Here is an 11,593-nt window from a genome sequence, read left to right as displayed (position 1 = left end):
GGCCGTGACGATCGGCGCGGGCGCGGGCTCAATGACGGCGACAGGCGCAGGGGCGGGCGTCGGGATCGGTACGGGTGCAAGAGCCGCCACGGGCTTCGGCGCAGCCTCGACGCGCGCCGACGGCAGCGACGGCGGGGGGAGGGCGGGCGGTTCGGCGCGGGCGATGATGATCGGTGCGGAGGGCGCGACGACCGGGGCCGGCTTTGGCGCTTCGGCCACCACGATCGGTTTCGGTGCGACGGCGACCGGCGCGGGCTTTGCCGGTTGGGCTGCGACCACGACGGGGGCGGGAGGCGCGGCGGGGGCGGCCTGCAGGACGTCCGGCGCGGGCGGGGCGGCCGCGATCTTGGTGGCGCTGAGCGGGCGCTTGTAGTTCGGGTCGCAGACCGAGGCGATCAGGCTGTAGAGCTGGGTGCCCACGGTCGGCGACACCCAGTCGGGGGCTCCCGGGAGCTCGCGTGAGACGCCGCCCAGATTGCGCAGGGGGTAGTTCTGGATCCGCGTCGCCTTGCTGCGACGGCTCTGGCAATCGACATCGATGTCCGCCGACCACGACATGTAACCGCCGGCCGTCGCCGCCGGCCGACTGATCACCTCAGACCAGATCTGGGCATGGTAGACGCCGGGTCGATCCGGGCCGGCCAGGACCGCCGAACGCAGGCCGATGATGCTGTTGGCGCCGACCGAGACGATGGTCGCGGTGGGCAAGGAGGTGTTCGCGCCGATCCAGGCGGTCAGGCTGCGTACGTCCAAAGCGGCGGGGAAATCGGACGGCTGCGCCAGGCCGCCGGTCGCGGCGCTGGACCACAAGGCTGCGGCGCCCGCGGCGATCTTCAATCTGTGACGCACCGCTCGGGCCCCCGCTGACGAACTGACGGGCGCCACTATCGTTACGGCGCCTTAAGAAAGAGGAACGAGGTTCCGCCGCCGGAATCCGCGCGCGGAAGGATCGTGTCAATCGGCGCGCGGTCGTCAATGATGTTTTCACGGCGCGCGGCGATGATACGCCGATGGACCGTTCCCTGATCGCCGCAGCCAAATTCCTCTTCGGGGCGGCGGCTGCGGCGTGCGCGATCGGCATGGTGGGGCCCTTCCAGGGCGTCGAACATGCGCTGGTGCCATGGGACAAGGCGGCGCACTTCATCGCCTTCTACGGCCTCACCAGCCTGCTGTTCCTGGCGTTTCCAGCCCGGCGTCGCGTCGACCTGACCGTGCTGGCGATCTTCATGGGCTGCATGGTCGAGGTGGCGCAGCAGGTCACCGGCCGGGACGCGGAGCTGGGCGACATCTTCGCCGATGCGCTGGGGGCGCTGGCGGTGCTGGCGCCGCTGTACATCGAGACCGTGCGCGCCCGCAGCCGCGGCGACGTTCAGCCCGAACGGCGCCAGGGTGCTCTGACGCTGGGCGAACCACCTCGAGCGACCCACGCCGCCCAAGGGCTTGTGAAGAGCTAGGCCGCGCCGGCCCACGGCCGCGCCCGATTGGGCGTCTCGGCCAGGCGGTAGTCGCCATGCATGCGGTCGAAGTTGGGGCCGTAGAACGGATCGTCGTCCAACGCCGCGCCCCAGCGCCCGCGCATGTACATCACCTCGCGACGGAAGCGCTCGGCCTGCTCTGGTCGGGTGTCGAGGCCGCGTGAAGCCGACTCCAGGTGGAACAGCTCGGCCCGTGGCGTCCAGACGATGCTGTAGCCCCGCGCGCGGATCTTCAGGCACAGGTCGACGTCGTTGAACGCCACCGCCAGGTTCTCCGCATCGAGGCCGCCGACGTCTTCGAACACCTCACGGCGCAGCGCCATGCAGGCCGCAGTGACCGCCGAGACGTTGCGGGTGAGCTTGAGGTGGCCGAAGTAGCCGGTGTCCGCCCGAGGCGCGCCGACGTACAGGTGGCCGGCCACCGGCGGCGTGCCGCCGACGCCCAGAATCACCCCGCCATGCTGCACCCGGCCGTCGCCATAGAGCAGCCGCGCGCCCACCGCGCCGACATGCGGCCGCACCGCGTGGGCGACCATCTCGCGCAGCCAGCCGGGCTCGATCACCTCGATGTCGTTATTAAGCAGCAGCAGGATGTCGCCGCGCGCCTGGGCTGCGGCCGCGTTGTTCAGCGCCGAATAGTTGAAGGGACCGGGCTGCGGCAGGATGCGGACCCGTGGGTCCTGCTGAAGCCGCTCGAACAGCGCGTGTGTGGCCGCTTCGACGCTGCCGTTGTCGACGATCAGCAGCTCGATCGCCGGATAGTCGGTGCGGTTCAGCAGCCCCTCGACGCAGTTCTCCAGCAGTTCGGCGCGGTCGCGCGTCGGCACGATCACCGAGACCAGCGGCTCGGGCGAGGGGCAGTCGCGACGCACATGCACCCAGGCGGGCGCGTTCGGTTCGATCTCGACGTGTGTGGTGGTCTCGCCGGTGCGCTGAAGATGTTCCTCGACGGCGCGGCGGCCGGCGACCGCGCAGCGTTCGATCGCCTGTTCGGAGAACGAACCGATCTCCGACTGCTGCCGCCAATGGTAGAGCACTGCCGGGATGTGGAGGATCCGCGCCGGCTCGGTGAGTTCGGCGACGCGCAGCGCCAGATCGTAGTCCTGACTGCCTTCGAATCCTTCGCGCAGGCCGCCGACCTTCTCGACCAGGCTGCGCCGATAGACGCCCAGGTGACTGACCATGTTGTGGCTGAGCAGCAGCTCGGCGTTCCAGTCGGTCTTGAAATAGGGCTCGAAGCGGCGACCCTGGCCGTCGATCTTGTCCTCGTCGGAGTAGATCAGATCCAGGTCCGGCTGCCCGTCTAGGGCCGCGGCGATCTCATAAAGCGCGTGCTCCGGCAGAATGTCGTCGTGGTCCATCAGGGCGACGAACTCCCCCTGCGCCAGCGCCAGGGCCGAATTGGTCGCTGCGCTGATATGGCCGTTCGCCTCGCGCCGCACGACGCGAATGCGCGGATCGCGCGCGGCCTCGGCTTGCAGCAGCCCCCAGACGTGCGGGCTGGGCGAGGCGTCATCGGCGATGCACAGTTCCCAGTGCGGATAGAGCTGGGCGCGGACCGAGGCGATGGCCTCGCGCAGGAACCGCTCCTGGGTCTCGAAGGCCGGCATCACCACCGAGATCAGTGGCTGGTGGGCGAAGCGGGCGATGTGCGCGCCGATTGCTGCGCGGTCCGCGTCGTCCAGGGTGTCGTTGCGTTCGATCCAGCGGATGTAGTCGCTGGTGGTGACATACTGCGGCTCGAGCACCGCGCGGATCATCTTCGCGCCCAGCGGAAAGCGCGACAGCTCGAGCGCGATGCGGTGGACGGGGCGGTGGATCGCGGGGTGGCGGCGGATCTGGTTGAGGATCCCCAACGCGCCGTTGCGCAGCCTGTTGTTGAGGGGCGAGGGCGCCATCGCGGACCTTGGCCTTAAGCCGCCAGCAGCTCGTCGAGCTTGCGGATGTCCGTCACTTGTGAGGCGACGCCGCCCTCCATCCGCATCACCTTGTTGCAGTAGAGCCTGAGCAGGTCGAGATCGTGCGAGGCCAGCACCAGGATGCCGGCCCGCTCCACCAGCTTCAGCAGGCGCTTGTGCGCGAGCTTCTGAAAGTCGGCGTCGCCCACGGCGATCCACTCGTCCATCAGCAGTACGTCGGCCTCGACCGCGGTGGCCGTGGCGAACGCCAGCCGCGCCTGCATGCCGGCGGAATAGGTCTTCAGCGGCATGGCCAGGAACGGCCCCAGTCCGGTGAAGGCGGCGATCTCCTCCAGCCGGTCCTCGATCTCGCGGGTGGTGAGCCCGGCGATACGGCCGCGCAGGCGGATATTGTCGAGGCCCGTCGCCGAAGGGTCGATGCCGAGGTTCAGGTCCAGCAGGGCGGCGATGCGCCCGCAGACCTCGATCTGGCCCTCGTCGGGCTCATAGGCGCCCGACAGCGCCCGCAACAGCGTGGTCTTGCCCGAACCGTTGTGGCCGATCAGGCCCAGGCGGTCGCCGGCCTTCAGCTCGAAACTGACGTTGGTCAGGGCGGTGACCTCGGTCGCGCCGGCCGTCGATGAGCCCAGTCGTCCGCCTACAGTGACCCGCGCCAGGTGCTTCTTCAGCGACTTGGCGTCGACGCCATAGACTGGAAAGCGCAGGCTGAGCCCGCGCGCCGAGATCGAGACCGGAGGCGCTTTCATAGGTAGTGCACGATCCGTCGGCGGGTGAGGGTGAAGACCGCGAAGGTGAGCAACCAGCCGAGCAGGCCCATCATGCACAGTATCGCATAGGAATGCGCGGGCGCCGCAGCCCCCATCAGCGGCGCGCGGACGGCTTCAAGCATGTGGTAGAACGGATTGAAGGTCAGCAGGGCGTGGCGGTCGGGGAACGCGCTCGGCCGCCAGAAGACCGGCGTCATGAAGATCGCGAACTGCATGATCGACATGACGATCTGCGGCACGTCGCGGAAGCGGGCCGAGGCGATGCCGGCCAGCGCGCTGATCCAGGCGGCGTTGACCACCAGCAGCACCAGGCCGACCGCCGCTAGCGGCAGGTTCATGGTCCGCCAATAGCCGTAGATCACCAGCACGGCGACGATGATCACCGCGTGGTGGGCCAGGTTCATCAGGTTGCGCAGCACGGTGCGCCACACGAAGGTGAACATCGGCAGCGAGGTCTGCGACAGCATGCCGGCGGCGCGCACGAAGGTTTCGCAACCCTCGTTGATCATCCCGGTGATGACCCCGAAGCAGACGATGCCGATGGCCACAAAGGGCATGAACTCGTGCAGCGAGATCTTGAACAACTGGGCGTAGAGCAGGCCGATGCCCAGCACCATCAGGCCCATCGACAGGGTGATCCAGAAGGGGCCTAGGATAGAGCCGCGATAGCGCGAGACGACGTCATGCCAGGCCAGGGACCACGCCAGGCCGATGCGCTCTATCGACAGCCGCACGTCCCGAAGCGCCATGCTGATTTCGAACAGCGCGCCGCGCCGTCCGGTCCGCAACATGTGGGTGGCGACTTCCATCGACTCTCCGACCGGGTGGGGGCCGCTGGTACCAGCTAGGATATTGCGGCGCAAGCGTGGCGCAGCGCGGCGAATCGCCCGGATTTTAAGCAAAATCCAGGCGTTGCCGAGCCTTAAGCTAGAGCACGCCCAATGCGTTGAGGATCGCCCATAACCCGACCAGCGCCAGGATTGCGGCCGCTGCGATGCGCACATAGGCCAGCGGGACGACGCGGGTCACCGCTTCGCCGAGGAAGACAGCCGGCACATTGGCCAGCATCATGCCCGTGGTGGTGCCGATAGTGACCAGCGCGATGTCCTGGAAGCGCGCCGCCAGCAAGGTGGTGGCGACCTGGGTCTTGTCGCCGATCTCCACCAGGAAGAAGGCCACCAGCGTGGTCAGGAACACGCCGCCGTGGCCCTTGGCGGCTGCGCCGTCGTCAGCCTTGTCGGGGATTAACGCCCAGGCGGCCATGACGATGAAGGCGACGCCCACCGCGATCTGGAACCCCGGCCCTTTGAACCAGTCGGAGACCAGATAGCCGGCCGTGGCGGCCAGGGCGTGATTGGCCAGGGTGGCGGCCAGGATGCCGGCGATGACGGTCCACGGCTTGCGGAATTTCGACGCCAGCAGGATCGCCAGGAGCTGGGTCTTGTCGCCGATTTCGGCGATGGCCACGAGCGCGGCCGAGATCAATACGGTTTCCAACGGAGAGGTCCCTGGGCGCGACAGACACGACGACGACGGACCCCGTCGGCCCATGCCGAGGTCCGTTCATCGTCGGTCTCGCCAATCCGGATCCTGACGGATCCGCCGTGTACGCCATGGCCGCGCGGGCCAAGTCTGTTGACGGACACTCCGCTTGTGCGGACGGCTACTCCCCGAAAACGCGGCCTTGTTAGGCCATCGACGGGGGTGTGTAAATCTGCCCGCGGCCGTGGTGCTTTTGCAACCCGCCGCCCCGCGTGTTAGCCGATCGCCCCAGGGAGCGTCCGCGCCAGCCAGATGACCGATCCCATTCTCCGAGACCGCAGAGGCCCGATCGCCGACCGGCGCGGCATGCCGGGCGCCGAGGCGGTGCTCGCCTCCGACGCGCGCCTGGAAGGCTCCGGCGTGTGGGTGATCATCCCCTGCTACCGGGTGCGCAGCCATGTCCTCAGGGTGATCCGCAAGATCCCCGCCTGGGTTGAAGGCGTGGTCTGCATCGACGACGCCTGTCCCGAAGCATCAGGAGACTTCATCGAGGCCGAGGCGCGCGATCCCCGTGTCGTGGTGGTGCGGCTGTCCCAGAACCTGGGCGTCGGCGGCGCGACGATGGCGGGCTACGCCGAGGCCGGCCGCCGCGGCGCCCGCGTGATGGTCAAGGTCGACGGCGACGACCAGATGGATCTCGGGCACCTGGCCCAGCTCGTCGCCCCAATCCTGCTGGGCGAGGCGGACTACACCAAGGGCAACCGCTTCACCTCGATCAGCCATCTGCGGCACATGCCCGGCGTGCGGGTGTTCGGCAACGCGGCGCTGAGCTTCGCGGCCAAGGTCTCCAGCGGCTATTGGAACATCTTCGACCCGACCAACGGCTATACGGCCATAGAAGCCTCGGTGGCCGAACGGCTGATGGAGAAGCGCGTCTCGCGCCGGTTCTTCTTCGAGACCGATCTGCTGTACCACCTCAGCACCCTGCGCGCGGTGGTGCGCGACGTGCCCATGCCCGCCCGCTATGGCGAGGAGGTCAGCAACCTGCGGATCGGCGCCATCGTCGGGCCGTTTGCGCTGAAGCACGCGCGCAACTTCTTCCAGCGCATCCTGGGCCAGTACTTCGTGCGCGACTTCAACGTCGCCACCGTCGAGCTGATCTTCGGCCTGCTGTTCCTGGGCTTCGGCGTCAGCTACGCGGCCCACTGGCTGTGGGTCCGCGCCGAGGGCCAGCCCGCTTCGCCCGGCGTGGTCATGGCCGCCGCCCTGCCGGTGATGATCGGCGTGCAGTTCCTGCTGCAGGCGGTGAACTTCGACGTGCTGAATGTGCCCGCGCGGCCGATCCATCCCTACCTGCGCGCCATCGCGCGCATGGAGGCCGAGGCCGAGGAAGATGCGCAATGCCGCTGAAGGACCTGCTGCTGTGCGCAAGCTTCGCGGTGGTGCTGCCGGCCGGACAGGCGATGTTCAAGTGGGCGGCGGTTCGCCATGCGTCGCTGCAGGGCGACCTCGCGTCGCGGCTGCTGCACAACTACCCGCTGATGGCCGCCTTCGCCTGGTATGGAGCGAGCGCGCTGTTGTGGTTCTACATCCTCACGCGGGTGCCGCTCAGCGCCGCCTATCCGGTGGCGATCCTCGGTTCGGGCCTGGTGCCGCTGGTCGCCTGGCTGCTGTTCAAGGAGCCGCTGTCCTGGCGTTTCGCCGTCGGCTACGGGGTGATGCTGTTGGGTTTCCTGATCATCGTTCGGCCCTCGGCCGGCTGAGGCAGATCACGCCAAGCACGACGATCAGGGCGCAGATTGCGTTCGGCGGGAAGATGTAGCGGGCGTCGGCGGCTGGTGCGGCGACGAACAGCAGTCCGATATAGGCCGCCGAGCCCAGCCAGCCCGCCGCCAGGATCAGCCGCCCGGGGGCGCCCGCGAAGCACGCGGCGAGCGCGATCAGGCCGGCCAGCGCGTGCAGCACGAACGGGCGCCGCCACAGCGGCTGCGAATTGCGCTCCACGAAGCCGCCAACCTGCGCCGCCGCCTCGGGCCTCGCCAGCCGCACGCCGAACCGATTGGCGTCGATCCCGCCGTGCACCGGATAAAACACGCCGCGCCTAGCCATGCCGAGCTGCTCGACCAGCACCAGGGTTCGGTGCGCCAGGTAGCAGCGCCACTGACGCGGGATCTCGCGACGCCAGGCGGCCTGCACCGCGCCGGCCCCGTCGGTCTGCAGGATCGGGGGTACGCCGTCGCGCGGCTGGTAGGCGAGCTGCAGGTGGCGTGGATCGTAGGCCCGGCGAAGCTGGTCGCCGGTGATCGGTTTGTCGGCGGTGACGGCGGGCGGCAGCAGGCTGTGGTCCAGGCAGGCGGACATGCCGATGAGGTCGAAAGCCTGGGTGGCGGAGAAGGCCTGCGGCGGCGGCGGGCGCGCGAGGTCCGGCAGCCGCCAGACCGTCGAGGCGTAGGCCAGCGCGCAGCCCAACGCGGCCAGCGCCAGGGCGGCGAGGCGGATGCGTGCGCCGCTGGCCTCGCCGAACGGCTGCAGCACCATCAGGCCCAGCAGGGTGAACACCAGCGGAAAGGCGTTGTAGCGCAGCGCCAGCGCCAGGCTGAACGCCGCCGCAGCGCCCGCCAGCAGGAACTTGCTGCGCGCCTGAGCCGCCGCCAGCCACAGGGCGATCCCCAGCAGGGTGAAGCTGGCGGTGGTCACGTCGCGCCATTGTGCGGCGAGGCTCCCCAGCAAAGGCGGGAACAGCACGAAGGCGCCGGCGAACGCGGCGAACGCCATGATCACTATGGGCGCCCGGTTCACAGCCAGGCTGAAGATCAGAGCGGCGGCGAAGAACAGGATGGCGGTCTGGGCCGCGAACAGGCCGCCCGGGCCCGCGCCAAGCCGTTCGAAAATCCAGAACAGATAGGCGTGGGCCGGCGGCCACAGCATGGTCTCCACGCCCAGGCGCGCTTCGGTGTAGGCGAAGAGGCTGTCGTAGGACATCAGCCCCGGCCACAGGGGCCAGCAGAACGCGGCGGTGACCAGCCCCGCCAGCGCGGCGGCCAGCATCCAGCGCGGGCGTTGCAGGGCGAGGCCGAAGGCGACCGACGCGCCGGTCGTCAAGGCGTGATCCGTCCCAGCGGGCAGGCGCCAGCGCCGATCACCGCCAACACTTCCAGCTCACCGCCGATCGAACGGGCGTCGGCCTGCCAGCCGGTGGCGGCCGAGGTCACGTCGGGGCGGACGGCCGGGACGTCGGCGCGGGGCCGGCCTCCGTCGCCGGCTCCGACGATGAGTCCGTCGCGCACGACGATGATCTGCGTCGCCGGCTGATGGGCGCGTGCGTCCCAGGCCCAGCCGACGATGCGCGCGCCGGGCGGCGGGCCCTTGAAGCGCTGGGTCACCGTGTCGACGGCTCCGGCGCATCCCGCCGTTTCAATGAACGCCTCGCGCAGCCGTTCGCCGATCAGCGGCGCGGCCCAGGCGGGCGCGGGCGGCGGGTGGTCGCCGGGGGCGGACGGCTTCGTCCATTCGGGCTGGTCACAGGCCGCCAGGCTGATCGCCAGCAGGCCCGGCAGGAAGGCGTGCGCCCTCATGCGGCGAACCGCTGCGACCAGTCGGCGGCGACGCCGGGCCTGGGTTCGCGTGCGACGATGAAGCGGTAGAGCGAGAGTTGCCGCCCCAGGCCCAGCGCGCGCACCTCCACCCGCGCGAACAGGTCGGCGATCAGCGCCTCAATCTCGGCCGCGGTGTTGAGGTGCTCGTGGCGCATGAGGATCCCATAGTCGAGGCCGTGCCGCAGGCGGAACTCCAGCCCCGTGGTCGCCATCCAGCCGATCCTCCAAAGCAGGCCTCCCTCGCTGGGGATCGCCACCCGCAGGGCGCCGCCGTCCTCGAGCAGCGTCGCGCAGCGCGCCAGCAGCGCCGGCAGGTCGGCGACGTGCTCGAACGCGGCGATGCTGGTGATCCGGGCGTAGCGCCGATCGGCGGGAACCTCGGCGATGTCGGCGAATACGTCGCGGATCCGCCCACGCTGCGGCGCGTCGCGATACAGCGCCTCGAACGGCTCGACGACGTCATAGGCCGCGCCCGCCGGTTCGAATGGAAGTTGGTTGAGGGTGCCGGCGCCGATCTCCAGGGTCGCGGCGGGGCCGGCGGCCCGCACATCCTCGGCGACCCGGATGTGCATCCAGCGTTCCAGCCGCTGCGCCGCCGAGGCCGCCGTCGTCGCGCCCTGCCGGTTGTCCAGATACTGGGCGGCGTAGATCTCGCGAAAACGGGGCGGGAGCTCGGGGCGCGTCTTGGGATAGCGCGCCAGCAGTGGTTCGTTCGGCATCAGGGTCTCCGGCGCGCGGCGCCAACATAGGCGAGCCGGCGCGTCGTGCGAGGGCGTTTTTTTGCGGCTTTCCTGTCGCGGTGGGCAGCGCTAGGACGAACCCCGGTCAGGCCCGTGCGACGGGCGGAAAAGGGCATCGGTTGGACGCACGCACCCCCCGCCCCGCAGGCGTCGCCGCGGCGCTGGCCTATCGCGTGACGGTGGGCGCCGGGTTGGCTGCGACCCTGGCCGCGAACCTGCCGGGCCATCTTTCGTATGACTCGGTGATCGCGCTCTACGAGGGCCGCACCGCGATCCGCCAGAGCTGGGCGCCGGCCGCCTATTCCTGGATCCTCGGCCGCTTCGACGCCTTGCACGCCGGGACCAGCCTCTACGTGACCGCCAGCGCGCTGCTGCTCTACTTGGGCCTGATGACCTTGCCGGCGCTGCGCCCGCGCACCTCGTGGCTTGCCGCGCCGGTGGCGCTGGCCGCCGTGCTGACCCCGCAACTGCTGATCTATCAGGGGATCGTCTGGAAGGACGTGCTGTTCGCCAACCTGGCGGTCGTGGGCTTCATCGCCCTGGCGCACGCGGAGCGGCGGTGGGCGGGACGCTCCCGCTTCGCCCCGCTCGCCGGCGCGCTTGTCTGCTTCGCCCTGGCCGGGCTGGTGCGCCAGAATGGCCTCGTCGTGGTCGCCGCCGCCGCCGTGGCGCTGGCCTGGATCGCGCGGGGCCGAGGCTGGCGCGCAAGTCTCGCCTGGGGACTGGGCGGCTTCGTCGCCGTCTGCGTCCTGGCCGTCGCCTTCGACGCCGCGGTCAAGCCCGTCAAGCACGTGCCGAAGCTGCGGCCGCAGGCGGCCGCCCGCATCCTGCAACACTACGACGTAGTCGGTGCGGCGGTCCACGACCCCAGGCTGGCGCTCACCGACATGACGCCCGCCGCCGCCGCGATCGTCGCGGCCGACGCGCGCAGCGTCTATTCGGCAGAGCGGATCGACACGCTGGGCCAGTCGCCCAGGCTCGGCCGCGCGCTCTGGCGCACGCCGGACGCAGCGATGTCGCGACAATGGCGCGATGTGGTGCTGCAGAGCCCCCGCGCCTACCTCGCCCACCGATGGGCGGTGTTCGATCAGGTGCTGGAGACGCCGGCGCTGGACCGCTGCCTGCCGGTGCACGTGGGCGTCGTCGGCCCGCCGCCGATGATCGCCGATCTGGGGCTTGTCCCCCAGATCGACGCCCGCGACCAGGCGCTGGCCGCCTATGCGGCGCGGTTCTTCAAGACGCCACTGTACTCGCATCTGACCTGGCTGCTGGTCGCCGTTGCGGCAGGCATCGTGCTGCTGCTGCGCCGCGCGCCCGGGGACGTGCCGATGGCCGCGATGCTGGTCGGCGCCGTGGGCTTCACCGCGAGTTTCTTCGTGCTCTCGGTGGCGTGCGACTACCGCTACCTCTATGCGCTCGACCTGTCGGCGATCACGGCGTTGATCTACCTGGCGCTCGATCCGCGCCCGAGCCGCCGCTAGGGCGCGTACTCAATAGCAGTTGAGGCTGTGGCCGAAGCTTGATTCAAGGTTTCCGGAAGGGAGCCTTGGGATGGCGCGTTATGATCTGAGCGAAGCGGAGTGGCGGATCGTGGAGCCCCTGCTTCCGGCGGTC

General features: G+C 69.8%; 11 protein-coding genes, 1 pseudogene and 1 riboswitch. Of the genes and pseudogenes, 4 read left to right on the top strand and 8 right to left on the bottom strand.

All coding sequences use genetic code 11. The annotated features are described in order from the left end of the window. A pseudogene (locus tag Q8M88_RS04305) lies at positions 1 to 849 on the bottom strand (hypothetical protein); the annotation flags it as partial. Between the two features lie 161 nt (positions 850 to 1,010). On the opposite strand from Q8M88_RS04305, the gene Q8M88_RS04300 reads away from it, so the two are divergent. After that, on the top strand, positions 1,011 to 1,454 hold the full coding sequence (locus Q8M88_RS04300; protein ID WP_305595014.1) for a VanZ family protein: 444 nt from the start codon (positions 1,011 to 1,013) through the stop codon (positions 1,452 to 1,454). On the opposite strand, the gene Q8M88_RS04295 is transcribed toward Q8M88_RS04300, so the two are convergent. The 4 genes from Q8M88_RS04295 to Q8M88_RS04280 form a co-directional block, all read right to left on the bottom strand. Continuing rightward, positions 1,451 to 3,373: a glycosyltransferase family 2 protein gene (locus Q8M88_RS04295; RefSeq protein ID WP_305595013.1), complete on the bottom strand. Its 1,923-nt coding sequence runs from the start codon at positions 3,371 to 3,373 to the stop codon at positions 1,451 to 1,453. The two genes, Q8M88_RS04300 and Q8M88_RS04295, sit on opposite strands and share 4 nt — an antisense overlap. Before the next feature lie 14 nt (positions 3,374 to 3,387). Then, positions 3,388 to 4,140 (bottom strand): ABC transporter ATP-binding protein, encoded by a 753-nt coding sequence (locus Q8M88_RS04290; RefSeq protein ID WP_305595012.1) that lies wholly within the window; start codon positions 4,138 to 4,140, stop codon positions 3,388 to 3,390. Beyond that, positions 4,137 to 4,970, bottom strand: coding sequence for an ABC transporter permease (locus Q8M88_RS04285; protein WP_305595011.1), 834 nt, complete (start codon positions 4,968 to 4,970; stop codon positions 4,137 to 4,139). Before Q8M88_RS04285 ends, Q8M88_RS04290 begins: the two co-directional genes overlap by 4 nt. Positions 4,971 to 5,088: 118 nt before the next feature. Next, complete coding sequence (locus tag Q8M88_RS04280; protein ID WP_305595010.1) at positions 5,089 to 5,658, bottom strand: TMEM165/GDT1 family protein; 570 nt, start codon at positions 5,656 to 5,658, stop codon at positions 5,089 to 5,091. A 3-nt stretch (positions 5,659 to 5,661) separates the two neighbouring features. Continuing rightward, positions 5,662 to 5,853: riboswitch (yybP-ykoY riboswitch) on the bottom strand. 102 nt (positions 5,854 to 5,955) lie between these two features. Here Q8M88_RS04280 and Q8M88_RS04275 point away from each other — a divergent pair. Beyond that, positions 5,956 to 7,053 (top strand): glycosyltransferase family 2 protein, encoded by a 1,098-nt coding sequence (locus tag Q8M88_RS04275; protein ID WP_305595009.1) that lies wholly within the window; start codon positions 5,956 to 5,958, stop codon positions 7,051 to 7,053. Next, a complete protein-coding gene (locus Q8M88_RS04270) occupies positions 7,044 to 7,406 on the top strand; it encodes a hypothetical protein (RefSeq protein ID WP_305595008.1) in 363 nt (120 codons plus the stop codon). The genes Q8M88_RS04275 and Q8M88_RS04270 overlap by 10 nt, the downstream gene beginning before the upstream one ends. Here the strand turns inward: Q8M88_RS04270 and Q8M88_RS04265 are convergent. From Q8M88_RS04265 to Q8M88_RS04255, 3 genes are read right to left on the bottom strand one after another with little or no spacing between them, the layout of a single operon-like run. Continuing rightward, positions 7,381 to 8,745 carry a hypothetical protein gene (locus Q8M88_RS04265; protein ID WP_305595007.1) on the bottom strand — a complete coding sequence of 455 codons (1,365 nt, stop codon included), beginning with the start codon at positions 8,743 to 8,745 and terminating at the stop codon, positions 7,381 to 7,383. The genes Q8M88_RS04270 and Q8M88_RS04265 overlap by 26 nt on opposite strands. Then, positions 8,742 to 9,218, bottom strand: coding sequence for a hypothetical protein (locus Q8M88_RS04260; RefSeq protein WP_305595006.1), 477 nt, complete (start codon positions 9,216 to 9,218; stop codon positions 8,742 to 8,744). The genes Q8M88_RS04265 and Q8M88_RS04260 overlap by 4 nt, the downstream gene beginning before the upstream one ends. Then, entirely contained in the window at positions 9,215 to 9,958 is a 744-nt protein-coding gene (locus Q8M88_RS04255) for a bifunctional 2-polyprenyl-6-hydroxyphenol methylase/3-demethylubiquinol 3-O-methyltransferase UbiG (RefSeq protein WP_305595005.1), read from the bottom strand. The genes Q8M88_RS04260 and Q8M88_RS04255 overlap by 4 nt, the downstream gene beginning before the upstream one ends. A gap of 140 nt (positions 9,959 to 10,098) precedes the next feature. Here Q8M88_RS04255 and Q8M88_RS04250 point away from each other — a divergent pair, with 140 nt between their 5' ends. After that, positions 10,099 to 11,460 (top strand): hypothetical protein, encoded by a 1,362-nt coding sequence (locus tag Q8M88_RS04250; protein ID WP_305595004.1) that lies wholly within the window; start codon positions 10,099 to 10,101, stop codon positions 11,458 to 11,460. Positions 11,461 to 11,593 lie beyond the last annotated feature (133 nt).

This window comes from Phenylobacterium sp. (assembly GCF_030693805.1).
Taxonomy (GTDB): Bacteria; Pseudomonadota; Alphaproteobacteria; order Caulobacterales; family Caulobacteraceae; genus Phenylobacterium.
Note: the sequence above shows the minus strand (reverse complement) of the source record. Positions and strands in the feature narration are given on the sequence as shown.

Coding starts and splice junctions, on each gene's coding strand:
- Q8M88_RS04300 (WP_305595014.1), top strand. CDS start 1,011: ATGGACCGTTCCCTGATCGCCGCAGCCAAATTCCTCTTCGGGGCGGCG.
- Q8M88_RS04295 (WP_305595013.1), bottom strand. CDS start 3,373: ATGGCGCCCTCGCCCCTCAACAACAGGCTGCGCAACGGCGCGTTGGGG.
- Q8M88_RS04290 (WP_305595012.1), bottom strand. CDS start 4,140: ATGAAAGCGCCTCCGGTCTCGATCTCGGCGCGCGGGCTCAGCCTGCGC.
- Q8M88_RS04285 (WP_305595011.1), bottom strand. CDS start 4,970: ATGGAAGTCGCCACCCACATGTTGCGGACCGGACGGCGCGGCGCGCTG.
- Q8M88_RS04275 (WP_305595009.1), top strand. CDS start 5,956: ATGACCGATCCCATTCTCCGAGACCGCAGAGGCCCGATCGCCGACCGG.
- Q8M88_RS04270 (WP_305595008.1), top strand. CDS start 7,044: ATGCCGCTGAAGGACCTGCTGCTGTGCGCAAGCTTCGCGGTGGTGCTG.
- Q8M88_RS04260 (WP_305595006.1), bottom strand. CDS start 9,218: ATGAGGGCGCACGCCTTCCTGCCGGGCCTGCTGGCGATCAGCCTGGCG.
- Q8M88_RS04255 (WP_305595005.1), bottom strand. CDS start 9,958: ATGCCGAACGAACCACTGCTGGCGCGCTATCCCAAGACGCGCCCCGAG.